Annotated in this window: 24 protein-coding genes and 1 tRNA gene; 14 read left to right on the forward strand and 11 right to left on the reverse strand. The window is 70.9% G+C overall.

The features are described 5' to 3' along the window. Positions 1-13 precede the first annotated feature (13 nt). Complete coding sequence (locus ACFW16_RS22895; RefSeq protein WP_380309328.1) at positions 14-1,036, forward strand: aldo/keto reductase; 1,023 nt, start codon at positions 14-16, stop codon at positions 1,034-1,036. A gap of 49 nt (positions 1,037-1,085) precedes the next feature. Here the strand turns inward: ACFW16_RS22895 and radC are convergent, their stop codons facing one another. Together radC and map are read right to left on the reverse strand one after the other, a co-directional pair. Continuing rightward, a complete protein-coding gene (gene radC, locus ACFW16_RS22900; protein WP_380309330.1) occupies positions 1,086-1,787 on the reverse strand; it encodes a DNA repair protein RadC in 702 nt (233 codons plus the stop codon). Positions 1,788-1,798: 11 nt separating this feature from the next. After that, positions 1,799-2,611 carry a type I methionyl aminopeptidase gene (gene map / locus ACFW16_RS22905; protein ID WP_380309447.1) on the reverse strand — a complete coding sequence of 271 codons (813 nt, stop codon included), beginning with the start codon at positions 2,609-2,611 and terminating at the stop codon, positions 1,799-1,801. 220 nt (positions 2,612-2,831) lie between these two features. Here map and ACFW16_RS22910 point away from each other — a divergent pair, with 220 nt between their 5' ends. From ACFW16_RS22910 to ACFW16_RS22925, 4 genes are all read left to right on the forward strand, one after another. After that, positions 2,832-3,746, forward strand: coding sequence for an SDR family oxidoreductase (locus ACFW16_RS22910; RefSeq protein ID WP_380309332.1), 915 nt, complete (start codon positions 2,832-2,834; stop codon positions 3,744-3,746). A 67-nt stretch (positions 3,747-3,813) separates the two neighbouring features. After that, complete coding sequence (locus ACFW16_RS22915; RefSeq protein WP_380309334.1) at positions 3,814-4,578, forward strand: competence/damage-inducible protein A; 765 nt, start codon at positions 3,814-3,816, stop codon at positions 4,576-4,578. Between the two features lie 230 nt (positions 4,579-4,808). Further along, positions 4,809-4,893: transfer RNA gene (locus tag ACFW16_RS22920), tRNA-Leu, on the forward strand. Between the two features lie 244 nt (positions 4,894-5,137). Further along, positions 5,138-5,437, forward strand: coding sequence for a BA14K family protein (locus tag ACFW16_RS22925; RefSeq protein WP_380309336.1), 300 nt, complete (start codon positions 5,138-5,140; stop codon positions 5,435-5,437). Positions 5,438-5,501: 64 nt separating this feature from the next. Here the strand turns inward: ACFW16_RS22925 and ACFW16_RS22930 are convergent, their stop codons facing one another. Beyond that, positions 5,502-6,824 (reverse strand): LLM class flavin-dependent oxidoreductase, encoded by a 1,323-nt coding sequence (locus ACFW16_RS22930; protein WP_380309338.1) that lies wholly within the window; start codon positions 6,822-6,824, stop codon positions 5,502-5,504. Between the two features lie 245 nt (positions 6,825-7,069). On the opposite strand from ACFW16_RS22930, the gene ACFW16_RS22935 reads away from it, so the two are divergent. Continuing rightward, positions 7,070-7,855, forward strand: a complete 786-nt coding sequence (locus ACFW16_RS22935; RefSeq protein ID WP_380309340.1) for a hypothetical protein — start codon at positions 7,070-7,072, stop codon at positions 7,853-7,855. 70 nt (positions 7,856-7,925) lie between these two features. Here ACFW16_RS22935 and ACFW16_RS22940 read toward each other — a convergent pair whose 3' ends face one another. Further along, complete coding sequence (locus tag ACFW16_RS22940) at positions 7,926-8,243, reverse strand: hypothetical protein (protein WP_380309342.1); 318 nt, start codon at positions 8,241-8,243, stop codon at positions 7,926-7,928. Positions 8,244-8,403: 160 nt separating this feature from the next. On the opposite strand from ACFW16_RS22940, the gene ACFW16_RS22945 reads away from it, so the two are divergent. The 6 genes from ACFW16_RS22945 (at position 8,404) to ACFW16_RS22970 (ending at position 14,229) form a co-directional block, all read left to right on the forward strand. Beyond that, positions 8,404-8,910: a winged helix-turn-helix transcriptional regulator gene (locus ACFW16_RS22945; RefSeq protein ID WP_380309344.1), complete on the forward strand. Its 507-nt coding sequence runs from the start codon at positions 8,404-8,406 to the stop codon at positions 8,908-8,910. Beyond that, the gene (locus tag ACFW16_RS22950; RefSeq protein WP_380309346.1) at positions 8,907-10,010 is read left to right on the forward strand and encodes an HlyD family secretion protein; all 1,104 of its coding nucleotides are present in this window, start codon (positions 8,907-8,909) and stop codon (positions 10,008-10,010) included. Before ACFW16_RS22945 ends, ACFW16_RS22950 begins: the two co-directional genes overlap by 4 nt. After that, the gene (locus ACFW16_RS22955) at positions 10,007-11,602 is read left to right on the forward strand and encodes a DHA2 family efflux MFS transporter permease subunit (RefSeq protein WP_380309348.1); all 1,596 of its coding nucleotides are present in this window, start codon (positions 10,007-10,009) and stop codon (positions 11,600-11,602) included. The genes ACFW16_RS22950 and ACFW16_RS22955 overlap by 4 nt, the downstream gene beginning before the upstream one ends. Beyond that, on the forward strand, positions 11,592-13,013 hold the full coding sequence (locus ACFW16_RS22960) for an MATE family efflux transporter (protein WP_380309350.1): 1,422 nt from the start codon (positions 11,592-11,594) through the stop codon (positions 13,011-13,013). The genes ACFW16_RS22955 and ACFW16_RS22960 overlap by 11 nt, the downstream gene beginning before the upstream one ends. A 78-nt stretch (positions 13,014-13,091) precedes the next feature. Then, positions 13,092-13,784, forward strand: coding sequence for a hypothetical protein (locus ACFW16_RS22965; protein WP_380309352.1), 693 nt, complete (start codon positions 13,092-13,094; stop codon positions 13,782-13,784). Positions 13,785-13,857: 73 nt separating this feature from the next. Beyond that, positions 13,858-14,229: a hypothetical protein gene (locus ACFW16_RS22970; protein ID WP_380309354.1), complete on the forward strand. Its 372-nt coding sequence runs from the start codon at positions 13,858-13,860 to the stop codon at positions 14,227-14,229. Here ACFW16_RS22970 and ACFW16_RS22975 read toward each other — a convergent pair. The 4 genes from ACFW16_RS22975 to ACFW16_RS22990 form a co-directional block, all read right to left on the reverse strand. Then, entirely contained in the window at positions 14,193-16,817 is a 2,625-nt protein-coding gene (locus ACFW16_RS22975) for a TRAP transporter permease (RefSeq protein WP_380309356.1), read from the reverse strand. The two genes, ACFW16_RS22970 and ACFW16_RS22975, sit on opposite strands and share 37 nt — an antisense overlap. Before the next feature lie 135 nt (positions 16,818-16,952). Then, on the reverse strand, positions 16,953-17,930 hold the full coding sequence (locus ACFW16_RS22980; RefSeq protein WP_380309358.1) for a TAXI family TRAP transporter solute-binding subunit: 978 nt from the start codon (positions 17,928-17,930) through the stop codon (positions 16,953-16,955). Positions 17,931-17,998: 68 nt separating this feature from the next. After that, positions 17,999-19,345 carry an aspartate aminotransferase family protein gene (locus ACFW16_RS22985; RefSeq protein WP_380309360.1) on the reverse strand — a complete coding sequence of 449 codons (1,347 nt, stop codon included), beginning with the start codon at positions 19,343-19,345 and terminating at the stop codon, positions 17,999-18,001. Further along, entirely contained in the window at positions 19,342-20,199 is an 858-nt protein-coding gene (locus tag ACFW16_RS22990; protein WP_380309362.1) for a MurR/RpiR family transcriptional regulator, read from the reverse strand. Before ACFW16_RS22990 ends, ACFW16_RS22985 begins: the two co-directional genes overlap by 4 nt. A 116-nt stretch (positions 20,200-20,315) precedes the next feature. On the opposite strand from ACFW16_RS22990, the gene ACFW16_RS22995 reads away from it, so the two are divergent. Beyond that, positions 20,316-21,140, forward strand: coding sequence for a 3-keto-5-aminohexanoate cleavage protein (locus ACFW16_RS22995; RefSeq protein WP_380309364.1), 825 nt, complete (start codon positions 20,316-20,318; stop codon positions 21,138-21,140). Here the strand turns inward: ACFW16_RS22995 and ACFW16_RS23000 are convergent. After that, on the reverse strand, positions 21,137-22,642 hold the full coding sequence (locus ACFW16_RS23000; protein WP_380309366.1) for an MFS transporter: 1,506 nt from the start codon (positions 22,640-22,642) through the stop codon (positions 21,137-21,139). The two genes, ACFW16_RS22995 and ACFW16_RS23000, sit on opposite strands and share 4 nt — an antisense overlap. A 2-nt stretch (positions 22,643-22,644) precedes the next feature. Beyond that, complete coding sequence (locus ACFW16_RS23005) at positions 22,645-23,253, reverse strand: TetR/AcrR family transcriptional regulator (RefSeq protein WP_380309368.1); 609 nt, start codon at positions 23,251-23,253, stop codon at positions 22,645-22,647. A gap of 116 nt (positions 23,254-23,369) precedes the next feature. On the opposite strand from ACFW16_RS23005, the gene ACFW16_RS23010 reads away from it, so the two are divergent. Beyond that, on the forward strand, positions 23,370-24,155 hold the full coding sequence (locus ACFW16_RS23010; RefSeq protein ID WP_380309370.1) for an enoyl-CoA hydratase-related protein: 786 nt from the start codon (positions 23,370-23,372) through the stop codon (positions 24,153-24,155). Positions 24,156-24,159: 4 nt separating this feature from the next. On the opposite strand, the gene ACFW16_RS23015 is transcribed toward ACFW16_RS23010, so the two are convergent. Continuing rightward, a complete protein-coding gene (locus tag ACFW16_RS23015; RefSeq protein WP_380309372.1) occupies positions 24,160-25,473 on the reverse strand; it encodes an MFS transporter in 1,314 nt (437 codons plus the stop codon). Between the last annotated feature and the right edge of the window lie 95 nt (positions 25,474-25,568).

Below are 25,568 nucleotides of genomic sequence, written 5' to 3' on the forward strand. Positions count from 1 at the left end.
AGAGGACCCGCCCATGGACCCGATCGCCACGCGCCCGCTGGGCAAGAGCGGCGTTCCCGTCACCCAGCTCGGCTTCGGCGGCGCGCCGCTCGGCGACCTCTATCAGAAGCTGCCCGACGCGCAGGCGATCCAGACCATGGCCAAGGCGCTGGAGCTGGGCGTCACCCTGGTCGACACCTCGCCGCTCTACGGCCACGGCCTGTCCGAGCACCGCTTCGGCCAGGTGCTGCGGCCGCGGCCGCGCGACAGCTACGTGCTGTCGACCAAGGTCGGGCGCGTCTTCGTGCCGCCGGGGCGCGGCGGGGTCGACCGCGGCACCTGGGCCGGCGGGCTCGAGTTCAACCCGGTGTTCGACTACAGCTACGACGGCGCCATGCGCTCCTTCGAGCAGAGCCTGATGCGCCTCGGCATCTCCTCGGTCGACATCCTCCTGATCCACGACGTCGACATCTGGACCCACGGCTCGCGCGCGGCCTATGAGCAGCGGCTGCAGGAGGCGCTGGCCGGGGCCTATAAGGCGCTGTTCAAGCTGCGCGAGGAGGGCGTGGTCAAGGCGATCGGCGTCGGCGTCAACGAGGTCGAGGCGTGCATGCGCTTCGCCGAGGGTGGCGATTTCGACTGCTTCCTGCTGGCCGGGCGCTACACCCTCCTGGAGCAGACGGCGCTCGACGACTTCCTGCCGCTGTGCCAGCGCCGCAACATCGGCATCATGCTGGGCGGGCCGTACAATTCCGGCATCCTCGCCACCGGCGCCGTACCCGGCGCCCGCTACAACTACAAGGAGGCGCCGCCGGAGATCCTGGAGCGGGTGGCGCGGATCGAGGCGGTGTGCCGGCGCCACGGCGTGCCCCTTCCGGCCGCCGCGATCCAGTTCCCGCTGGCCCATCCGGTGGTCGCCTCGATGATCCCGGGCGCGGTCAAGCCGGAGGAGGTGGAGCGCAACCACGCCCTGATCGCGACCCCGATCCCGGCCGAGTTCTGGGCCGAGCTGAAGCGCGAAGGCCTGGTGCGGGAGGATGCGCCGGTGCCGGGCTGAAGACCGGCGGGTTGAGAGGAGTCGGGGGGCGGAGCACGTTCGGCGGCTGTCAGAGCAGCCCCAGGCTCCGGAAGCTGGAGTGGCCCTTGCGGCCGACGATGACGTGGTCGTGCAGGGTCACGCCGACCGTCTCCAGCGCACGGGCCACCGCCTTGGTCATCTCGATGTCGGCGCGCGACGGCGTCGGGTCGCCGGAGGGGTGGTTGTGGACCAAAATCAAGGCGCTGGCGCCGAGCTCCAGCGCCCGGCGCGCCACCTCGCGCGGATAGACCGGCGCCTGGTCGACCGTGCCCTGGGCGGTGGCGTCGTCGGCCAGCAGCGCGTTCTTGCGGTCGAGATACAGCACCCGTACCTGCTCGGTGCCGCCGAACTTCATGGCGACGCCGAGATAGTCCAGCAGCGCCTGCCAGGAGCCGAGCACGGGGCGGTCGGTCACCTGTTCCTTCAGCAGCCGCTCGGCCGCGGCCTGCACCACCTTCAGCAAGGCGACGCTGATGTCGCTCAGGCCGCCGCGCTGGGCCAGCTGGGTCGGTGTCGCCGCCAGCACCGCGCCCAGGCTGCCGAAGGTGGCGATCAGCTGCTTGGCCAGGGGCTTGGTGTCGCGCCGCGGGATCGCCGCGAACAGCAGCAGCTCCAGGATCTCGTAGTCGGCGAGGGCGGCGGCGCCGGCGGTCAGGAAGCGCTGCCGCAGCCGGTCGCGATGGCCGGTGTAGGTGGGAACCGGGTCCGTCGCCTCCGGCGCTTCGGTCACGGCGCCCCCGGCTACGAAAGGGAATAGGGCGGCTGGGTGTGGCCGGCGGGGGACAGGGTGAAGATCTCCACCCCATCCCTGGTGACGCCGACCGTGTGCTCGAACTGGGCCGACAGGCTGCGGTCGCGGGTCACCGCGGTCCAGCCGTCGGACAGGACCTTCACCGCCCAGTGGCCGGCATTGATCATCGGTTCGATGGTGAAGATCATGCCCTCGCGCAGCGCCAGCCCGTCGCCGCGCCGGCCGTAATGCAGGATGCTGGGCGGGGCGTGGAAGACGCGGCCGACGCCGTGGCCGCAGAAGTCCCGGACCACCGAGAAGCGGTGGCCCTCGGCATGGCTCTGGATGGCGTGGCCGATGTCGCCCAGCGTGGCGCCGGGCTTGACCGCGGCGATGCCGCGCATCATCGACTCATAGGTCACCTCGATCAGCCGCTTGGCCTTGACCGCGATCTTGTCGCCGGCGACGTACATGCGGCTGCTGTCGCCATACCAGCCGTCCAGGATCGGGGTGACGTCGATGTTCAGGATGTCGCCGTTCTCCAGCTTCCGGTCGCCCGGGATGCCGTGGCAGACGACATGGTTCAGCGAGATGCAGCTCGACTTCGGATAGCCGCGATAGCCCAGCGTTGCCGGCACCGCGCCATGGTCGCGCATGAAGCCGTCGCACAGCTTGTCCAGCTCGTCGGTGGTGACGCCGGGGCGCACATGGGGGGCGATGAAGTCGAGGGTCTCGGCCGCCAGCCGGCCGGCACGCCGCATTGCCGCGAACTCGGCCTCGCCATGCAGGGGGATGTGGCCTTCCTCGCGGGTCTGGTGTTCCACCTCGGTCACGCTTTCTGTCCTGTCTCGCATCGCCATTAGCCTATAGCACCGCCGCCGCGCGGTCGCCACCCGGCGGGATATGGGGGCGACTCGGCCGGACGCCGAGAGGTTGCCGTCCGCATGGCCGGGAGGCGGCCGGTCGAGGGGTGTCGTGACCGGCTTGACTCTGCTTTATAACCAAACGAGCATTTATAAACATGATTGGCCGAAGGAGGAGACGATGCCGCTGCCGCTGGACGGAAGGATCGCCCTGGTCGCGGGCGGGACCCGTGGGTGCGGGCGGGGGATCGCGGTGGAGCTCGGGGCGGCCGGCGCCACCGTCTACGTCACCGGGCGCAGCATCCGCGGGCAGGCTTCGGAATACCGGCGGCCGGAGACGATCGAGGAGACGGCGGAGCTGGTCTCGGCCGCCGGCGGCCGCGGCATCGCCGTGCAGGCCGACCATCTGGTGCCGGAACAGGTGGAGCGCCTGGTCGCCCGCATCCGGGGCGAGCAGGGGCGGCTCGACATCCTGGTGAACGACCTCTGGGGCGGCGAGACGCTGTTCGAGTGGAACAAGCCGGTGTGGGAGCACGATCTGCGGAACGGCCTGCGCCTGCTCCAGCTCGGCGTGCACACCCATCTGATCACGGCGCACTACGCCTTGCCGCTGCTGATCCGGCATCCCGGCGGCCTCTTGGTCGAGGTCACCGACGGCACGGCGGAGTACAACGCCGACCACTACCGGCTGTCGCCCTTCTACGATCTCGCCAAGGTGTCGGTGAACCGGATGGCCTGGGCCCATGCCAAGGACCTGGCGCCGCACGGTGCCACCTCGGTGTCGCTGACGCCGGGCTGGATGCGGTCGGAGATGATGCTCGAGGCCTACCAGGTCACCGAGGAGACCTGGCGCGACGCGACGAAGATCCAGCCGCATTTCATCATCTCGGAGACGCCGCGCTTCACCGGCCGCGCCGTGGCGGCGCTGGCGGCCGACCCGGACCGGGCGCGGTGGAACGGCCGGTCCCTGTCCAGCGGCCAGCTGGCCCGGGTCTACGGCTTCACCGACCTCGACGGCTCGCAGCCCGACGCCTGGCGCTACGTGCCGGAGGTGCAGGACGCCGGCAAGCCGGCCGACGCCACCGGCTATCGCTAGCGATTTCCGCCTGTCTCGCGGCCCGTCCAGGCGATAGCATCGCCCGACTCGAGCCCAGGGCAGGACCATGACCGATACGCGCATCGTGACCGCCGCCGTTCTGGTGATCGGCGACGAGATCCTTTCCGGCCGCACCAAGGACGCCAATATGGGCTTCCTGGCCGAGCGGCTGACCGATCTCGGCATCAGCCTGCGCGAGGCGCGGGTGGTGGCGGACGACCCGGAGGAGATCGTGGCTGCGGTCAATGCGCTCAGGGCGCGCTACGACCATGTCTTCACCACCGGCGGCATCGGCCCGACGCATGACGACATCACCGCCGAATGCGTCGCCCGCGCCTTCGGCGTGCCCCTGCTGCGCCACCCCGAAGCGGTGCGGCGGCTGGAGGCGCATTACGAGGCCGGCCAGCTGAACGAGGCGCGGCTGCGCATGGCCAACGTGCCGGAGGGCGGCGTGCTGATCGACAACCCGGTCAGCGCCGCGCCCGGCTTCCGCATCGGCAACGTCCATGTCATGGCCGGGGTGCCGCGGATCATGCAGGCGATGTTCGACGGCATCGCCCCGACGCTCGCCGGCGGCGACAAGGTGCTCAGCCGCACCGTGACCTGCGACCTCGGCGAAGGCGTGATCGCCGCCGGGCTCGGCGCCGTCGCCGCGGTCTATCCGGAGCTCTCGATCGGCAGCTACCCGTATTTCCGCGCCGGCAGGTTCGGCACCAGCCTGGTGCTGCGCGGCACCGATGCCGAAAAGCTGTCCACGGCCGCCGAGGCGGTGCGCTCCCTGGTGGTCTCGCTCGGCGGCACGGCGGGCCTCGATCCCGAGAAGAACGAGTAGGCCAGCCCGATCAGGAGCGCGATGCCGAGCCAGGCGGCGAGGTAGAGCAGGCCGCGACCGTCCCAGCCGCGGCGCAGCACGGCCGGCGCCACCAGGATCAGGGCGGCGACCAGCCAGATCAGGTGGATCCATTGGAAATCGCTCATGTCCGGACAATGGGGGCCGATCCGTCCGCCGGCAAGCCGCATTCGGCTTGCGCGGCGGGCGGGGCCGGGCGATAGAGGCGCCGTGCGGACGTGGTGGAACCGGTAGACACAGCAGACTTAAAATCTGCGTCCTTCGGGAGTGCGGGTTCGAGTCCCGCCGTCCGCACCAGCGCCGGTTTCGACCGTCAGGCCGTCATGGCGTGGCAGGATCGGGCGCAACGCCGGCAGGCGTCGACGCAGTCCCGCATGTCGCCGATGCGCTTGCAATCCGCGGCGCAGGCGGCGCAGCAGGAGTCCGGAACGCCTCACGAGCGACCTCGCTTCGCGGATACCCTTGATCAACAGGGCGACCGGGCGATCGGTTCGGCGGCGGCTGGTTGACTCCGCGACCCGCCGGACTGTTCCATGGCGTCATGACGTCGCGACTGCCGATCCGCCTCGCCGTCCTGGTCGCCCTGATGGTGCCGGCCGGCGCCGTCACGTCGTTGCCGGCCGCCGCGCAATGGCTCGGCCCGTATCTCGACTCGCAGCGCTACGACAATCTGCGGCGGCACCAGCAGCGCCTGCAGCAGAGGCGCGCGCAGCGGCCGCGCCAGACGGACCAGTCCCTGACGGCGCATCAGCGCGCCTGCGCCCAGCGTTACCGCAGCTACAACCCGGCGACGGACACCTACACCGTCCGACCCGGCGTCACGGCCCGCTGCCGGTTGTGAGCTGGATGGCGCCGCCGAATGTTGCGGATCGGCCGGCCGGGGCGCAGGCCCGGCCGCGAGGCGCCTAGAAGAACCTGTTCGCCGGCCGCGGCAAACCCAGATGGTCGCGCAGCGTCGTACCCTCGTACTCCTTTCGGAACAGGCCGCGGCGCTGCAGCTCCGGCACCACCTGGTCGACGAAGTCGTCGAGGCCGCCGGGCAGGTAGGGGAACATCACGTTGAACCCGTCCGAGCCCTCGCCGTCGAGCCAGGCTTGCATCTCATCGGCGATCGTCGCCGGAGTGCCGACGAAGGCGAGGCCGGCATAACCGCCCAGGCGCTGGGCCAACTGGCGCACGGTCAGGCCCTCGCGCTCCGCCAGCTCCAGCACCCGCTCGCGGCCGGTCTTGCTGGCATTGGTCTCCGAGATCGGCGGCAACTTCGCGTCCGGGTCGAAGCCCGAGGCGTCGGTGCCCAGCGCGATCGAGAGGGACGCTATGGCGCTCTCATAATGGACGAGGCTATCTAGCTTCGCCCGTTTGGCCCGCGCCTCCTCGACCGTGTCGCCGACCACGACGAAGGCGCCGGGCAGGATCTTCAGATGATCGCGGTCGCGGCCGATCGCTTCCATCCGGCCCTTGACGTCGGCATAGAAGCGTTGGCCGGCGGCGAGGGTCGAGCCGGCGGCGAACACCATCTCCGCCGTCTCCGCCGCCAGCTGCCGGCCGGAGTCCGAGGCGCCGGCCTGTACGATCACCGGCCAACCCTGCGGCGGCCGGGCGATGTTCAGCGGCCCGCGCACCGACAGGTGCGGCCCCTTGTGGTCCAGCACATGCAGCTTCGCGGGATCGAAATAGATTCCGGCCTCGACGTCGCGGATGAAGGCGTCGTCGGCCCAGCTGTCCCACAGCCCGGTGACCACGTCGTAGAACTCGCGGGCGCGGTCGTAGCGCTCGCCATGCTCCATATGCTCCTCGAGGCCGAAGTTCAGCGCCGCGTCCGGGTTCGAGGTGGTGACGATGTTCCAGCCGGCGCGGCCGCCGCTGATGTGGTCCAGCGAGGCGAAGCGCCGGGCGATGTGGTAGGGCGCGTCGAAGGTGGTCGAGGCGGTGGCGACGAGGCCGATCCGCTCGGTCGCGCCGGCCAGGGCCGACAGCAGGGTGAAGGGCTCGAACGAGGTCACCGTGTGGCTGCGCTTCAGCGCCTCCACCGGCATGTTCAGCACGGCCAGGTGGTCGGCCATGAAGAAGGCGTCGAAGCGGCCGCGCTCCAGCGTCTGGGCGAAGCGCTTGAGATGGCCGAAGTTGAAGTTGGCGTCGAGGTAGGCGCCGGGATAGCGCCAGGCGCCGGTGTGGATGCTGGCCGGGCGCATGAAGGCGCCGAGATGCAGCTGGCGGTCACGACTCAAGGATCACCTCTCGCCCGACAGGGCGGGTTGCGGGCATGTCCTCGGCGGCGCGACGGCATTCTGGCCGGTAAGGGCCGGGCCGCGCAACAGAGATGCGATGCCCGCGCGAGAGCCGCGCATCGACCTGCTGCCCGCTCGATCGGGATGAGTTCGGGGCCGGATAGGATGGCCCTGGCGGGGTCCCCTTCCGGTTCTAAACACAATATTCAGTTGATTAATTTGCGATCTAGTTCACGATATGTTCCATGGATGCGGCGCAGACCGATCAGGTGTCGGAGGCCCCGGCCGCTCCCCAGGAGGAGCGGGCGGCGCGGCATCTGCGCATGCTCGCCCGGGTGGCGGACGTCCACATGGAGATCGTCGAGGCCACCCGCACCGAGGCGGTCGAGGCGCCGCAGCCCGGCGTCGACTATTGCCAGCGGATCGCCGTCGTCACCCGCTCGCTGCGGCTGACCCTGCTCCTGGAGGAGAAATTCACCGGCCACCGCGAGGAGCGGCGCAAGGCCGCGGCGAAGCGCGAGTCGGCGCAGGAGGACCGGCACGCCCTGCGGGTGAAGCTGGCGATGCTGGCGGCGGCCCATGAGGTCTCCAAGGACGAGGCGGAGATCGACCGCCGCGCCGCCGAGGTCTGCGAGCGGGTCAAGCGGCCGGAGGTGGTCGAGCTGATCGAGGCCAGCCGGCCGGAGGTCGCGGTGGCGGCGCTGTGCCGGCGCTGGGGCTTCCCGCCGCAGGTGGAGCGCTGGCTGGAGATGGCCGACGAGGCCATGGAGGATCTGGCTTCATCCCGCCGGAGGACGGTGAGGATGACGAGGGTCCGCCCGAGCCCCGCTCCGCCGGCAGCCGCAGGCCCAAGGCCCCGGACACAGGGTAACAGCGTAGGTTGGGTTCGCGTTGGCAAACCCAACATCCCGCCGCTACCGCGGCCCCCAATCCTGTTGGGTTCGCTGCCGCGAACCCAACCTACGAGATCCAGGTGTTTTTTGCCTCTCCCGCTTGCGGGAGAGGTCGGAGGCGCTTGCGCCTCCGGGTGAGGGGCGGTTGTCGAGGCCGGGATCACCCCACCCGGTCTCGCTGCGTGAGCCTGAGCTCATTCATGCCGCTCTAAGGCGGCGGGCGCAGCCAGGCCAGCAGCGACCGCGCGGCCGCCAGGCCCAGGACGATCATCGGCACCACCACGAGCAGCGCCAATTCGGCGACCAGCGCACCCGCCACCCCTCTGATGGCCAAAGCCGGCAGCGGATGATCGGACGGGCGGACGACCGTCACGCTGAAGACCCCCCACGCCAGCGCCGTCGCGATCGTGACCAGCCGGATGGCCCAGCGATTCGGCATGAACAGCACGGTCAGGAGGCAGGCGGCCAGGACCAGCGGGTTCTTCACCGTGGTCAGGAAGTGCAGGAAGATCTCGTGGGTCCCCATCACGCCGATCTTGTGGCCCCGGGTCCCTCGAATCCATCGCAAACGGATGATGCCGGGACGGCGAGGGCTTTTCGGCGTTCGCTCGATCATGTCACTTGCAAAATGATAGTGACCTATCTATATGACGGATATCATTCAATGATGTCGACAAGGCATCGCCATGCAGCGCAAGAGCTTCGGCACCACGCAATGCCCCGTCGCCCGCAGCCTCGAGCGGGTCGGCGAGTGGTGGAGCATCCTGATCCTGCGGGACGCCTATTATGGCCTGACCCGCTTCGACGAGTTCCAGAAGAGCCTGGGCATCGCGCCCAGCATGCTGACCCGGCGGCTGAACAGCCTGGTCGAGGCCGGCCTGCTGGAGCGGCGGTGCTACAGCGAGAAGCCGCCACGCGACGAGTATGTGCTGACCGGGATGGGCCGGGACTTCCGGCCGGTGGTCTGGTCGCTGGTTGCCTGGGGCAATCGCCATTTCGCCCCGGAGGGCGCCAGCGTCCAGCTGGTCGACCGCGCGACCGGCGCCGTTGCAGACCCGGTGCTGGTCGACCGTAACACCGGCCGCGAGATGACCTCGCATACCTTCCGGCCCGGCCCCGGCCCGGCTGCCGACGAGCGCATGCGGCGCAAGCTCGCCCAGGCAACCTTCGCCGCCCCGGAGGCCACGCCATGAACGCCATCGTCCTCGACCGCGACGCCTCGACCCCGGTCCAGGCGCCCGTCGTGCGGAAGCCGCGGCTGACCAGGAAGCGCCTGGCCTTGTCCGGCGTGGCCCTGGCCATCCTCCTCGGCGGCGGCTGGTATGGCCACGATTGGTGGACGGTCGGCCGCTTCTTCGAGAGCACCGACGACGCCTATGTCGGCGGCAACATCACCGTGATCGCACCCAAGGTCGCCGGCTTCGTCGCCACCCTGGCGGTGACCGACAACCAGCCGGTCCATGCCGGCGATCTGCTGGTCCGGCTGGACGACCGCGACTACCGGGCGGCGCTGGCCAAGGCCGAGGCCGCGGTGGCGCAGCAGAACGCGACCCTGGCCAATCTCGACGCCACGTACCGGCTGCAGCAGGCGGTGATCGCCCAGGCCCAGGCTGGCATCGCCGCTTCAGACGCCGAGATCGTGCGCACCCGCGACGACCAGACGCGCTACCAGCAGCTCTCGGCCCGGTCCTTCGCCTCGGTCCAGACCTTCCAGAAGGCCGATGCCGACCACAAGCAGGCGGTGGCCGACGGCCAGAAGGCCGAAGCCACGCTGCAGGCGGCGCAGCGCCAGCTCGACGTCATCGACACCCAGAAGCAGCAGGCGCGGGCGGCGCTGGCCGCGGCCGTCGCCGACCGCGACACGGCGCAGCTCAATCTCGGCTACACCGAGATCCGGGCGCCGATCGACGGCACCATCGGCAACCGTGCCGCCCAGGAGGGCGCCTTCGCCACGGTGGGGTCGCAGCTGCTGTCGCTCGTGCCGGCCACCGGCCTGTGGGTCGACGCCAATTTCAAGGAGACCCAGCTGGCGCAGATGCGCGCCGGCCAGGCGGCGACGGTGACGGCCGACGTGCTGCCGGGCGAGGTGTTCCACGGCCACGTCGCCAGCCTGGCGCCGGCCACCGGCGCCCAGTTCAGCGTGCTGCCGCCGGAGAACGCGACCGGCAACTTCACCAAGATCGTCCAGCGCGTGCCGGTGCGCATCCTGCTCGATGGCGACGCCTCGACGCTGGGCCGGCTGCGGCCCGGGCTGTCGGTGACCGCCAATGTCGACCAGCGGGAAGGGAAATGAACGCCGCCTCGGTCAGCCCGGCCACCCCTGGCGGCATCGCCGGGCTGACCGAGGGCCAGAAGATCTTCGCCTTCGCCGTGATGTGCGTCGGCTTCTTCATCGCGCTGCTCGACATCCAGATCGTCTCGGCCTCGCTGCGCGACATCGGCGGCGGCCTGTCCGCCGGGGTCGACGAGACCGCCTGGGTGCAGACCAGCTACCTGATCGCCGAGATCATCGTCATCCCGCTGTCCGGCTGGCTGTCGCGGGTGATGTCGACGCGCTGGCTGTTCAGCGTCTCGGCCGCCGGCTTCACCCTGACCAGCCTGTTGTGCGGCTGGGCCTGGGACATCAACAGCATGATCGCCTTCCGGGCGCTGCAGGGCTTCCTCGGCGGCTCGATGATCCCGACCGTGTTCACCGCCGCCTTCGCCTTCTTCCAGGGCCCGAAGGTGGTGGTCGCGGCGGCGACGATCGGCGCGTTGTCCTCGCTGGCCCCGACCCTCGGCCCCACCATCGGCGGCTGGATCACCGACAACTACTCCTGGCACTGGCTGTTCTTCGTCAACCTGGTCCCCGGCGCCTTCATCACCATCGTGGTGCCGATCCTGGTGAAGATCGACAAGCCGGACTGGTCGCTGCTGCGTGGCGCCGACTATCCCGGCATGGTGCTGATGGCGCTGTTCCTCGGCTGCCTCGAATACACGCTGGAGGAGGGGCCGCGCTGGGACTGGTTCGGCGACGATGGCATTCGCGCCACCGCCTGGATCGCGGCGGTCAGCGGCGCCCTCTTCGTCTGGCGCAGCCTGACCTATGAGCGGCCGGTGGTGGATCTGCGGGCGCTGAAGAGCCGCAACTTCGCGCTCGGCTGCTTCTTCTCCTTCGTCACCGGCATCGGCCTGTTCTCGACCATCTACCTGACGCCGCAGTTTCTCGGCCGGGTGCGCGACTTCAGCGCCTACGACATCGGCCTGACGGTGTTCTCGACCGGTGTGTTCCAGATCATGGCCATCCCGGTCTACGCCTGGTTCGCCAGGCGGTTCGACCTGCGCTGGCTGATGATGTTCGGCCTGTCCTGCTTCGCCCTCTCGCTGTGGCTGTTCACCCCGATCACCCATGACTGGGGCTGGCGCGAATTCCTGCTGCCCCAGGCCTTCCGCGGCTTCTCGCAGCAATTCGCGGTGGCGCCGGCGGTGACCCTGACGCTCGGCGGGCTGGCGCCAGACCGGCTCAAGCTCGCCTCCGGCCTGTTCAACCTGATGCGCAACCTTGGCGGCGCCATCGGCATCGCCGCCTGCGCCACCATCCTGAACGACCGCACCAACCTGCATTTCCTGCGGCTGGCCGAGCACCTGACCCCGGCCAATCCGGCGGCGGTCGAGCTGGTGCAGAAGGTGACGGCGGCCCAGACCATGGCCCTTGGCGGCGACGCCCAGCGCGGCCACGAGGCGGCGCTGCGGCAGCTGTGGTCGCTCACCCTGCGCGAGGCCCAGACCCTGACCTATGCCGACGCGTTTCTCGTGCTCTGCGTCTGCCTGACCATCGCGGCCCTGATGGTGCCGCTGATGCGCAAGGTGGCGCCACCCAGAGGATCTTCTGCCGATGCGCATTGACACCGCCCTGGCCGACAGCCCGGCCGTCCCCAGCGGCGCGGCCCCGGCGTCAGCGCCGGCCGCGCTCAGCGCCCGCACCCGGATGCTGCTGCACGGCCCGATCGTGCCGACCATCCTGCGCCTGGCCTGGCCGAACGTGCTGGTGATGCTGGCCCAGGCTTCGACCGGGCTGATCGAGACGTGGTGGCTGTCGCATCTCGGCACCGACGCCCTGGCCGGCATGGCGCTGGTGTTTCCGCCGGTGATGCTGGCCCAGATGATCTCGGCCGGCGCCATCGGCGGCGGTATCTCCGCCGCCGTGGCCCGTGCGATCGGCGGCGGCCGGCGCGGCGACGCCGATGCGCTGGTGCTGCACGCCGTCGTCATCAACCTTGCGCTCGGCCTGCTCTGCACCGTCGGCATGCTGGCCTTCGGCCGGCCGGTCTACCGGCTGCTCGGCGGCAGCGGCGGGGCGCTGGAGGCGGCGCTGCTGTATTCCGACGTCGTCTTCGCCGGCAGTGTGCTGGTGTGGCTGATGAACGGGCTGGCCAGCGTGATCCGCGGTACCGGCAACATGCTGGTGCCGGCGCTGGTGACCTGCGGCGGCGTGCTGTTCCTGGTCCCGGTCTCGCCGCTGCTGATCTTCGGCTTCGGGCCGGTCCCGGCGCTCGGCGTCGCCGGCGGCGGCGTGGCGCTGCTGGCCTATTACCTGGTCGGCACCGCCGTGCTCGCATGGTACGTGCTGTCCGGGCGGAACCTGGCGCGGCTGCGCCGGTCGCCGCTGCGCCGGGGCTTCTTCGCCGACATCCTGCGGATCGGCGCCGTCGGCGCCCTCAACTCGCTGCAGAGCAACGTCGTCATCGCCGTGGTCACGGCGCTGGTGGCCGCCGCGGCGGGGGTCGATGCCGTCGCCGGCTTCGGCACCGGCGCCCGGCTGGAATATCTGCTGATCCCGCTGGTCTTCGGCCTCGGCGCGCCGCTGGTGGCGCTGGTCGGCACCAATATCGGCGCCGGCCAGCCGGACCGGGCGCTGCGCATCGCCCTGACTGGCGGAGCCATGGCATTCGCTTTGACCGAGGCGATCGGCCTGGCCGCCGCGATCTGGCCGCACGCCTGGCTGGCGCTGTTCAGCGCCGATCCGCGGATGCTGGAGACCGGCACCGCCTATCTTCGCATCGTCGGCCCGGCCTATGGCTTCTTCGGCCTGGGGCTGGCGCTGTACTTCGCCTCGCAGGGAGCGGGGCAGCTGGCCTGGCCGCTGATCGCCGGCGGGCTGCGGGTGGCGCTGGCGGTCGGCGGCGGCTGGCTGGCGCTGCGCTGGACCGGGTCGCTCGACGCGCTGTTCGCCAGCCTCGCTCTCGGCCTCGCCGCCTACGGCCTGACCATGCTCGGAGCGATCGCCTCCGGCGCCTGGTTCCGCCGCGGGGCCTGAACCGCGGCCGAAGGATGCGCCGGCCGCCGAAATCGGCGACAACTCCGTCTTTCGTTCGGGAAGAGGGATGCTTGCGGGATGGCCTGGGTTCATGTCGACAGCGCCGCGCTCGGCGACAGAGTGCTCGACCTCTACGAGCGCGACGGCGTCTACATGATCCGGGTCGACGGCTGGGAGCTGATGAACGGCGCGTATCACGAGTCGGAGGACCGGCTCGGCGAGCTCGCCGCCCGGCTGGCGCGCAGCCCCGACCCTGAGGTGCTCGTCGGCGGCCTCGGCCTCGGCTACACCCTGGCCAGCCTGGTCCGGCATCTCGGCGGGGCCGGCCGCATCACGGTGGCCGAGCTGTCCGAGGCGGTGATCCGCTGGTTCGATCGCTACACGAGGCCCCGGTCCCTCGGCGCCCGTTCCGCCGGGATCCGGCATGGCGACGTCCTCGCCGTGGCGGCCGAAGGCTCCGGCTTCGACATCATCCTGATCGACGTCGACAACGGGCCGGAGCCGCTCTCCGCGACCGGGAACGCGACGCTCTACGGGGCAAGCGGCCTCGGCACCCTGCGTCGGGCGCTCAAGGCCGACGGGATCTTGATGGTCTGGTCCGCCTTCGAGGATCGGGATTTCGTCGCCCGGGCCCGGTCCGCCGGCTTCTCGCCCGCATCGCTGCCGGTGTTCCGGCCGGGCCGGGCGGAGCCGTTCCATCTCGTCTACGTGCTGTCGGCGTCGCCGTTCCTGCCGGACGAGCTGGACCGGTTCGGGCTGCAGCCGTTGTAGGCTCCGCTGGACCGCCTCCCCCGCGGCGTGTACACGCTGGACGTTCGTTGCGACCGCTGGCCGGAGTAGCCTGTTGCCCTTCCCGAAATCGCCGATCCTCGTCGCCGCGCTCCTGCTGCTGGCCGCCTGCGCCGAGCCGCAGACGGCGGAGAGCGTCTCCGCAGCGGCCCGGGAACGCTTCGGGGAGCGGATCGCCCCCTATCAGGACCACCCCTCGGCGCAGATGATCGCCGATCTCGGCCCGCCCGACCATGACACCCCCACCAAGGAAGGCGGCCGCAAGCTGGTGTGGGAGCGGCACGACACCAAGACCATCGACGACCAGGTCCTGCCGATCGCCTGCACCGTCACGGCGCTGACCCACAGCGACGACGTTGTGTTCTTCGTGCTGGCCGGCGGCAACACCATCTACTGCTCCGAGGTCTTTGCCGCCAACCCGTCCTGAGCCGGCGGCCGGCCGCGTGAGGCCAGCCGGCCCGTTCGGCCCCATTGCAGCAGGGCGACCAGCCCGGCCAGCGCCAGCGCCGGCAGATAGATCCAGAGATGCGGCGGCCTGTCCGCCGGTGTCAGCACCGCGGCGATGTCGTAGCCCGCCTCGAGACCGGTGCGCCGGGCGTAGGAGCCGAAGCCGACATCGGTGATCGTCACCCCGTCGCCCATCGCGCTGACGCCAAGCCCCGCCGCGCGCAGGCGCCGCGCCGGGTCGGGCTGCGGCTCGCCGAGCGGCAGGCTGATGGTTTTCCGGACGTCGTCGCCCTCGATCGAGATGCCTTCGACCACGAAGGTCAGGCGGTGGCCGGCGGGCGCCGCCGCGACCTCGGCCAGGAAGGTGGCTGGTGGTTGCGACACCGTCGCCGGATAGAAGCGGTCGAGCCACCAGTCTGGCCGGAACAGGGCGAAGCAGGCGACCAGCAGCAGCGCGCTCTCCCACAGCCGCGACCGGGTCACGAAATAGCCCATGGTGGCGGCGGAGAACAGCAGCACGGCGGCGAAGGTGACGGTGACGATGGCGGCGAGGTCGGCCCAGCCCTCGATCCCGATCAGCAGCATGCCGGGGTTGAACACGAAGACGAAAGGCAGCACCGCCGTGCGCAGCGAATAGAGGGCGCCCTGGAACCCGGTCTTGATCGGGTCCTCGCGCGAGATCGCGGCGGCGGCGAAGGCGGCCAGGCCGACCGGCGGGGTGATGTCGGCCATGATGCCGAAATAGAACACGAAGAGATGCACTGCGATCAGCGGGATGGCGAGGCCGGCCTGGGCGCCGAGCTCGACCGCCACCGGCGCCATCAGCGTCGCCACCAGGATGTAGTTGGCAGTGGTCGGGATGCCCATGCCCAGCACCAGGCTGACCAGCGCGATCATTGCCAGCATGATCATGACGTTGCCGCCGGACACGGCCTCGACCAGCTCGGTCATCATCAGGCCGAGGCCGGTCAGGGTGACGGTGCCGACGACGATGCCGGCGGTGGCGGTGGCGATGCCGATGCCGATCATGTTGCGGGCGCCGAGACCGAGCCCGTCGACCAGCTCGGCCAACGACCGGCGCAGCGCCTGCGGCAGATCCTGCCGGCGGAACAGGGCCAGCAGCGGTCCGCGGGTGGCGAGGATGCCTATGATCGCGATGGTCGCCCAGAAGGCCGACAGGCCGGGCGACATCTGCTCCACCATCAGGCACCACAGCAGCACCACCAGCGGGATCAGGAAGTCGAGCCCGGTGCGGGTCACGTCCCAGGCGCGGGGCAGGTGCAAGAGCGGCGTGTTCGGGTCGTCGATGGCGAGATCCGGGAAGCGGGCGGCATAGGCCAGGCTGGCGCCGTAGAGCGCGAGCCCGGCCAGGGCCAGGACCCAGGGCGCCGCGGCGCCGAACGCCGCCTGCGCGCCGAGGATGCCGTAATAGAGCAGGCCGATCGCGGCGATGATGCCGCTGAGGCCGAGGCCGGTGCGCAGCAGGCGCGCCTGCAGTGCCATGCGCTCGCGCGGGATCGGCTTGGTGCCGATCTTCAGCGCCTCGAGATGGACGATGTACAGCAGCGCGACATAGGAGGCGACGGCCGGCAGCAGGGCGTGCTTGACGATCTCGGAATAGGGGATGCCGACATACTCGACCATCAGGAAGGCGGCGGCGCCCATCACCGGCGGCATGATCTGGCCGTTGATCGAGGACGCGGCCTCGATCGCCCCGGCCTTCACGCCGGACAGTCCGGTCCGCTTCATCAGCGGGATGGTGAAGATGCCGCCGGACACGACGTTGGAGACGGAGGAGCCGGAGACCACGCCGTTCAGCGCCGAGGACACCACCGCCACCTTGGCCGGGCCGCCGCGCAGATGGCCCAGCAGCGCGATCGAGATCTGCATCATCCAGTTGCCCGCCCCGGCCTTGTCCAGCAGGGTGCCGAACAGGACGAACAGGAAGACGAAGCTGGTCGAGACGCCGAGCGCGATGCCGAAGATGCCCTCGGTGGTCAGCCACTGGTGCTGCAGGAACTTGGTGAGGGACGCGCCCTTGTGCTGGATCACCTCGGGCATCCAGGGGCCGGCGAAGGTGAACAGGATGAACAGCAGGGCGACGCCGACCATGGGCAGGCCCAGCGCCCGCCGCGTCGCCTCCAAGAGCAGCAGGATGCCGGCGCCTGCGGTGACCAGGTCGAGCGTCGTCGGTTGGCCCGGGCGCTGCGCCAGCTCGCGGTAGAACAGGAACAGATAGGCGCCGGCGAAGGCGCCGAGGACGGCCAGGATCCAGTCGATCGCCGGCACCCGGTCGCGCCGCGACCGGGCGAAGGCGGGATAGGCGGTGAAGGCCAGGAACAGGGCGAAGCCCAGATGGATCGCCCGCGCCTCGGTGTCGTTGAACACGCCGAAGCCGAGCCGGAAGGGCAGGGGCGAGGCGTACCACAGCTGGAACAGCGACCAGGCGATGGCGATGCCGGCCAGCAGCGTCGCCGCGGCGCCGGCCGGCTTGCGCCCGCCGGTATCGGCTTCGGCGACCAGCTGCTCCAGTTCCGCGCTCGGCTGCAGCCCCGGCGTGTCGGTCATGACCGCCTCTCCCTGTTTGTTGGTGCTGGAGGTCGATGAGCCGTCAGGTGAGGGGGCGATCCTCTTTATCTGTCATTGCCGGGCTTGACAGGGAAAAGAGGGTCCATTCCTCAATCCGACCACTCCGGCCGGCCGTCACATCCAGCCCTTCTCCTTGTAATACCGCTCGGCGCCCGGATGCAGCGGGGCGGAGAGGCCGGCCTTGATCATCTGCTTCGGGTCGAGATGGGCGAAGGCCGGGTGCAGGCCCTTGAACTCGTCGAAATTCTCGAACACCGCGCGGACCAGCTGGTAGACCGCCTCCTCATCGGTGCCGGCCGAGGTGACCAGCGTCGCCGTTACGCCGTAGGTCTCGGTCGGGTCCGGGTTGCCGTTGTAGAGGCCGCCCGGAATGGTGGCGCGGGCGTAGTAGGGCTTCTCGGCCAGCAGCTTGTCGACCGCGGCACCGGTGATCGGCACCAGCTTGGCGCCGCAGGTGGTGGTCGGATCCTGGATGTTCGCCGAAGGATGGCCGACGCCGTAGAAGAAGCCGTCGATCTTGTCGTCGCAAAGGGCCGGCCCGTGCTCGTCGGCCTTCAGTTCGGAGGCCAGCGAGAAATCGGCCAGGGTCCAGCCCAGCGCCGCCAGCAGCTCCTCCAGCGAAGCGCGGGTGCCGGAGCCGGGATTGCCGACGTTGAAGCGCTTGCCCTTCAGATCGGTGAAGGCGGCGACGCCGGCCTCCTTGCGGACCAGCACGGTGAAGGGCTCGGGATGGACCGAGAACACCGCGCGCAGCTCCGGGAACGCTCCCGAATCCTTGAACGCCCCGGCGCCGTTCAGCGCGTTGAACTGGACGTCGGACTGGGCCATGCCGAAATCGAGCTCGCCCGACCGGATGGTGTTGACGTTGAAGGCCGAGCCGCCGGTCGATTCGACCGAGCAGCGGATGCCGTGGGTCTTGCGGTCCTTGTTCAGGAGCCGGCAGATCGCCCCGCCGGCGGCATAGTAGACGCCGGTGACCCCGCCGGTGCCGATGGTGACGAAGCGCTGCTGCGCCGCGGCCGGGCCGGCGCTGAGAGCCAGCGCCGCCGCGGCGATGGCGGCCAGCAATGATACGGTGACCTGAAGCCTCATGATCTCTCTCCCCTTCTGATCGTGTGCATGGCCTCCCTCTCTGGCGGAGGGTCGGCCGGATTTGCCTGTCAGGCTGCTCTGGAGGCCGGCAGGCTTGCGATGGTGGCGTCGACGGCGTCGCCGAGGCGCTCGACGATGGCCTCGACCGCCGGCCCGTCGACGATGAAGGGCGGCGCCAGCAGCACATGGTCGCCCGCGACGCCGTCGACCGTGCCGCCCATCGGATAGACCATCAAGCCCCGCGCCATCGCCTCGCGCTTGATCCGGGCATGCAGCTTGAGGGCCGGGTCGAACGGCGCCTTGGTGGCGCGGTCGGCCACCAGCTCGACGCCCAGGAACAGGCCGCGGCCGCGGATGTCGCCGACCTGCGGGTGGTTGCCGAAGCGGTCGCCCAGGCGGCGGGCCAGACGCGCGCCCATGGCCGCGACATTGTCCATCAGGCGTTCGCCGCGGATCACCTCCTGCACCGCCAGCCCGGCGGCGCAGGCCATCGGGTGCCCGGTATAGGTATGGCCGTGCTGGAAAAAGCCGGAGCCCTGGGCGAAGGCGTCGAACAGGCGGCGCGACAGCAGCACCGCGCCGATCGGCTGGTAGCCGCCGCCCAGCCCCTTGGCGATGGTCATCAGGTCGGGGGCGATGCCCTCCTGCGTGCAGGCGTGCAGCGTGCCGGTGCGGCCCATGCCGCACATCACCTCGTCGAGGACCAGCAGCACGCCGTGGCGGTCGCAGATCGCCCGGATGCGCTTGAAGTAGTCGGCGACCGGCGGCACCGCGCCCATGGTGGCGCCGACCACCGTCTCGGCGACGAAGGCGGCCACGGTCTCCGGCCCCAGCTCCAGGATCTTGTCCTCCAGCGCCTGGGCGGCGCGGGCGGCATAGTCCTCGTCGCTCTCGCCCGGCTGCTGCAGGCGGTAGGCGAAGCAGGGATCGATGTGGTGGGTCTCGATCAGGAGCGGCCGGAACGGCGCCCGCCGCCATTCGTTGCCGCCGGTGGCCAGCGCCCCCAGCGTGTTGCCGTGATAGCTCTGGCGCCGGGCGATGACATGGCGGCGCTTGGGCTGGCCGGTCTCGACGAAATACTGCCGCGCCATCTTCAGCGCCGCCTCCACCGATTCCGACCCGCCGCTGGTGAAATAGACATGGCTCAGCCCGGCCGGCGCATCCTCGACCAGCCGGTAGGCCAGCCGCTCGGCAACCTCGCTGGTGAAGAAGCTGGTGTGGGCATAGGGCATCCGGTCCAGCTGCGCATGCAGCGCGGCGATGACCTCCGGATGGCCGTGGCCGAGGCAGGAGACGGCGGCGCCGCCCGATGCGTCGATGTAGCGCCGGCCCTCGGAATCGACGACCTCGATGCCGCGGCCGGCGACGGCGGTCGGGAACTCGGCATGGATCTGGCGGTGCAGGATGCGGGTCATGGCGATGCCTTGGCGGACCAGGGGCGGAGATGGGTGTCGAAGGCGGCCAGCTGCGCCTCGGTGCGGCGCAGGGCGGCGGGCGCCTCGGCGCCGCGGCCGGCGACCAGCGCCGCCAGGATCTCGGCGACGGCGAAGCCCGGCGCCAGGCTGTGGAAGAAGGACGGGCTGTCGGTCGCGACCAGGATCGTCTCCGCCGCCAGCTGGGCCAGCGGCGATACCTCGCTGTCGGTGACGGCGACGACCGCGACGCCGCGCCCGGCGGCCCAGCGCGCGGTCTCCACCGCGGCCCGGGTGTAGGGCGACACGCTGACGGCCAGCAGCACGTCCTCCGGCGTCGCCGCGCGGATCGGATCGGTGCCGGTGGCGCCCGCGCCGTCCAGCAGCACGGTCCGTTCGCCCAAGAGGGACAGGACATAGTGCAGGTGCCAAGCGATCGGGTGGCCGGCGCGCAGGCCCAGGCAGTAGATCCGGCGGGCGGCGGCCAGCCGCGCGGCGGCGGCGGCCAGGCGGTCCAGTGCCGCCGGCTCGGCCAGCCGGGCGACATGGCTGGCGATGGTGGTGGCGATCTCCGCCGCCAGCGCCCGGTCGCCCTTCAGCGTCTGGCTGGCCAGCTGGGCGTCGGCGCGGCCGGCGAAGCCGAGATCGCCCGACCGCACCGCTTCGGCATAGAGGGCCCGCACGGCGTCGTAGCCGTCGAGGCCCAGGCGCTTGGCCAGCCGGGTCATCGTCGCCGGCGGCACTCCTGCCTGGCGCGCCTGCTCCCGCATCGACAGCAGGGCGACGTCGCGCGGCCGGTCCAGCACGTAGCGCGCCGCCGCCTGCAGCTGTGCCGGCATGGCCTCGAAGCGGTCCACGATGCGCTCGGCGAGCGGCCCCTGATCCATGGATCGAACGATAGCAGCCGTTGCGGTGCATGCAACAAGTGTTTCAATATTGTCGGATGTGATCCGATTGGATCGAAGGAGGGATCATGGCGGAGCGGAAGCCGGTCGCGATCGCAGTGGCGCCGAATGGCGGGCGGCGGACCAAGGCGGATCATCCGGCGCTGCCGCTGACCCCGGCCGAGCTGGCACGGGTCGCGGTGGAGTGCCGGGATGCCGGCGCGGCGATGATCCACACGCATGTTCGCGATCGGGATGGGGTGCATCTGCTCGACGCCGACGCCTATCGTGCGGCGATCGCGACGATCCGCGCGGAGGTCGGCGAGGATCTGCTCCTGCAGATCACGAGCGAGGCGCTCGGCCGCTACCGGCCGGAGGAGCAGATGGCGGTGGTCCGCGCCGTCCGGCCGGAGGCGGTGTCGCTGGCCCTGCGCGAACTGGCCCCCGACCCCGCCGCCGAGCCCGCCTTCGCCGAATTCCTCTCCTGGCTGAAGCGCGAGCGCATAGCGCCGCAGATCATCCTCTACGCGCCGGAGGAGGCGGCGCGGCTGGCGGAGATGCGGCGGCGCGGGCTGGTGCCCTGGGACGAGATCCCGGTGCTCTATGTCCTCGGCCGCTATGTCGCCGGCCAGACCTCGCTGCCAGCGGACCTGCTGCCCTTCCTGGCGCCGGACGTGCTTGGCATACGATCCTGGATGGTCTGCACCTTCGGCCGGCACGAGGCCGCCTGCGCCCTGGCCGCGGCGCTGCTGGGCGGCGACATCCGTGTCGGGTTCGAGAACAACCTGCACCGGCCGGACGGCAGCGTCGCCATCAGCAACGCCGAACTCGTCCGCGCGGTCGCGGAGCCGCTGATCGCCAGCGGCGGCCGCCTCGCCGACGCCACGGCCTTGCGGACGGCGTGGGGCGGTTAGCCCGCCGGCGCCGCTGTCCTCCGCCGCGCCAGCACGATCAGCGCCGCCAGGGCGGTCACCGCCAGCAGCCCCGCCGCCACCAGCGACGCGCCCTGATAGGTCGAGGAGAAGGCCGTTCGGGCCGCCGCCGCGACCGAGCCGGACTCAGGCGCGGCCAGTGTCTCCGCGGCCAGCAGCGCCTCGCCGATCGACCGTCGCGCCGCCGGCGCCGAGGCCTCCAGCAGCGGCGGCAGCACCAGAAGCCGCCGGTACAGCACCGTCATCAGGCTGCCGAACAGGGCGACGCCGAGGCCGCCGCCGAGCTCATAGGCCACCTCCTCGACCGCGGCGACCGCGCCGGCCTGATGCGCCGGGGCGCTGTTCATGACGTGGACCGAGGCCGCGGTCATTGCCGCGCCCACCCCGGCACCGATGGCGACGAAGCCGGCGATCTCGGCGGCCGAGACCGCCCCCGGCGGCAGCAGGGCGATGGCGACGAAGCCGGTGGCGGACAGGGCCAGGCTGGCCGTCAGCATGGCGCGGAAGCCGATGCGGTGCGCCAGTCTGCCGGCCAGCGGCGAGGCCAGGAACGACGCCAGCGGCACCGGCGCCAGCCGCAGCCCGGCGTCCAGCGGCGACAGGCCCAGCACCAGCTGCAGCTGCTGGCTCAGCAGCAGCTCGAAGCCGACGATGATGATCATCGCCACCATGGCCCCGGCCAGGGCGATGGCGATGCCCGGGTTGCGGAACAGCGACAGGTCGATCATCGGCACCGCCGCGCGGGCCTGGCGGCGCAGGAAGGCGGCCACCAGCCCGGCGCCGGCCAGGCCGATCGCGACCGCCTGCCATGGGTTCACGCCGGCATGGGTGGTCTGCTTCACCGCATAGACCACGGCGATGATCCCGGCCATCGCCAGCAGCAGGCCGGGCAGGTCCCAGGGCCGCTCCTCGCCGCCGCGCCGGCCGGGCAGCAGCCACCAGGCGAAGGGCAGGGCGATCAGCACGATCGGCACGTTGATCAGGAACACGGCGCCCCAATGGAAGTGCTCCAGCAGGGCGCCGCCGACCACCGGGCCGAAGGCGGCGCCGCCGGACGCGACCGAGCCCCAGACGCCGATCGCGATCGCCCGTTCGCGCGGGTCGTCGAAGGCCAGGCGCAGGATCGACAGCGTGGCAGGCATCATCATCGCCCCGCCGAAGGCCAGGAAGGCGCGGCCGGCGATCAGCCACTCCGGCCCGGGGGCGAAGGCGCAGGCGGCCGAGGCCAGCCCGAACAGCATCAACCCCAGCAGCAGCATGCGCTTGTGCCCGATCCGGTCGCCCAGCGTGCCGGCGGCGGGCAGCAGCCCGGCCATCAGCAGCGGATAGATGTCGATGATCCACAACAGTTGCGGCGCGCTCGGCGCCAAAGAGCGGGTCAGGGTCGGCACGGCGATGTGCAGCACCGTGGCGTCGATCGCGACCATCAGCAGCGCCACCGAGACGATGGGCAGGATCGCCCAGCGGTTGACGGGTCCGGCCATGCTCAGGCTCCGGGGGCGAGGAGGCGGCGGACCATGCCGGGCAGGGAGGCGATGCCGGCGGCGATGTCGAAATCCGGGTCGGTCGCCACCCGGGCACTGAAGCCGTCGATCAGCATCAGGAGCCAGATCGCCGCCTGGTCGGGGTCGAGGGCCGGATCGGCCTGGCCGCAGGCGGCGGCGCGGCCGATCAGATGCGCCAGCGCCGGCCGGACCTCGGCGTCGCTGCGGTCCAGCACCGCCTGGATCTGCGGGTTGCGTGCGCCTTCCGACAGGATCTCCAGCCACAGCCGGTGCCCGGCGGCGTCGGTGGTCAGGGTCAGGAAACGCTCCAGCAGGGTGATGATCGCGGCCAGCGGGTCGTTGCTGTCCGCCATCTCGCGGAACAGCGCCGTCGTCTCCTCGCGCTCGGCATCGACCAGGGCGGCGATCATCGCCTCCTTGTTCCGGAAGTAGCGGTAGAGATTGCCGGCGCTCATCCCCGCCGCCTCGCAGATCTCGGCCATGCCGGTGCCGTGGAAGCCGCGCCGGGCGAAACAGTCGGCCGCCGCCTCGAGAATGCGGCGGCGCTTCTCCTCGCGGCGGGACAGGAGGGCGGTGACGGGTTCGGACATGGGCTCGATCCGGATAAGAATGAACGTTCATTCTCATAAATTGATGGGTTCGATCAAGTGCCTATGTCTGCGTGAAGCCTCTATTGTGCTCGGGCATGACACTCTGGTGGACGCCGATGACCGACACCCCGATCCGATGGTTCCGCGACGGCTGGCTGGCGCGGCTGCGGCTGCAGCGGCCGGCGCGGCACAATGCCATCAGTGCGGCGATGTGGCGGGCGCTGCCGGAGCTGTGCCGCGAGATCGACGCCGATCCCGAGGTCGCGGCGGTGATCGTCGAAGGGGAAGGCGGCCGGGCCTTCTCGGCCGGGGCCGACATCGCCGAATTCGGCGCGGTGTTCGCCGACGCCGAGTCGACCGCCGCGTACAATGCCGCGGTGCGGGCGGGTCTGGCGGCGGTCGAGAGCCTGGGCCGGCCGAGCATCGCACTGGTCCGCGGCCTCTGCGTCGGCGGCGGCTGCGGCCTGGCGCTGGCCTGCGACCTGCGCTTCGCCGGCGGCACGGCGCGGCTCGGCATCACCCCGGCGCGGCTCGGCCTCGCCTACGGCTTCGCCGACACGCGGCGGCTGGTGGCGACGGTCGGGCCCGCCCGGGCCAAGGACATGCTGTTCTCGGGCCGCCTGCTCGACGCCGCCGAGGCGCTGGCGATCGGGCTGGTCGACCGGGTGCTGCCGGACGAGGCGGTCGAGTCGGCGGCGCTGGACTATGCCCGCGGCCTCGCCGACCGGGCGCCGCTCAGCCTGCGCGCGGCCAAGCGGATGGTCGAGGCGATCATGGCGGGTGCCGACAGCGACACGGTCGAGACCGCGGCGCTGTTCGAGGCCGCCTATCGCAGCGCCGATTTCCGCGAGGGGCAGGCGGCCTTCACCGAACGCCGCCCGCCCCGGTTCCGCGGGGTCTGAGCCCCTATTCGGCCGGGCTCATCCGGCCGCTGGTCGGCGGCGCGGGCGGCCGGTGGCGGCGCAGCGCGGCCTGGACCACGAAGGTCATCAGCGCGCCGGCCACCATGCAGGCGGCGAGGAACCACATCGGCGCCAGCTGGCTGCCGGTGACGTCGCCGATCCAGGGCACCGCGTTCTGGGCGATGAAGCCGCCGAGATTGCCGACCGAGTTGATCGCGGCGATGCCGGCCGCCGCCGTGGCGCCGCTCAGGAAGCTCGGCGGCAGCGACCAGAACACCGGCTGCGGCGCGAAGATGCCGGCCGCGGCGACGCACAGCAGCGCGAACTTCAGGGCATTGCCCGGCACCACCACGCTCAGCGCCAGGCAGACGGCCGCGATCAGCGCCGGAATGACGATGTGCCAGGTGTGGTCGCCGGTGCGGTCGGCGCTGCGCGGCACCCACCACAGCGCGGCGGCGACGCAGGCCCAGGGGATGACGTTGAGCAGGCCGTTGGCCGTGTTCGAGACGCCGAAGCCCTTCACCACCGTCGGCAGCCAGTAGCTCAGCCCATAGGCGCCGAGCGGGAAGGCGACGTAGAACAGCGCCAGAAGCTGCACCCGGCGGTCGAGCAGCGCCGCGAACGGGCTGCCGTGCTGCTCCTTGCCGTCAGCGTTCTCACGCTCCAGCACGTCGTGCAGCCACTTCTTCTCGCCGGCGTCGAGGAAATTCGCCGTCTCCGGCCGGTCGGGCAGGAAGAAGTAGGTGACGACGCCCATCAGCACGGCCGGGATGCCGGTGGCGATGAACACCCATTCCCAGCCCTTCAGGCCGAGCATGCCGTCGAGGTCCAGGAGCGCGCCGCCGAGGGTCGAGCCGACGGCGTTGGCCAGGGCGCTCCAGGCCATGAACAGGCCGACCATGCGGCCGCGATACATCTGCGGGAACCACAGCGTCAGCGCGAACAGCACGCCAGGGAAGAAGCCGGCCTCGGCCGCGCCCAGCAGGAAGCGCAGGATGTAGAACATCGTCGCGTTCTGGGTGAAGGCCAGCGCGATGGTGACCAGGCCCCAGGAGAAGATGATCCGGGCCAGCCAGCGCCGGGCGCCGACCCGGGCCAGGATCACGTTCGAGGGCACCTCGAAGATGAAGTAGCCGATGAAGAACAGGGAGGCGCCAAGGCCGTAGGCGGCCTCGCTGAGGCCAAGGTCGCCGACCATCTGCAGCTTGGCGTAGCTGACATTCTGGCGGTCGATATAGGCGATCAGATAGAGCAGGCCGAGGAACGGCATCAGCCGCCAGGTGATCTTGGCGATCGTCTGCGGGCGGGACTCGGGCAACGCGTTCTACTCCCTCAAATCGTATGATGATTTGCTGCCTTGGCGCGCAAAGAAGCCGCTTTGAGGGAGAACGTCAACCCGTGCGATGCGGTGCC

The sequence above is a fragment of the Inquilinus sp. NPDC058860 genome, from assembly GCF_042743185.1.
In the GTDB taxonomy this organism is placed as follows: Bacteria; Pseudomonadota; Alphaproteobacteria; order DSM-16000; family Inquilinaceae; genus Inquilinus.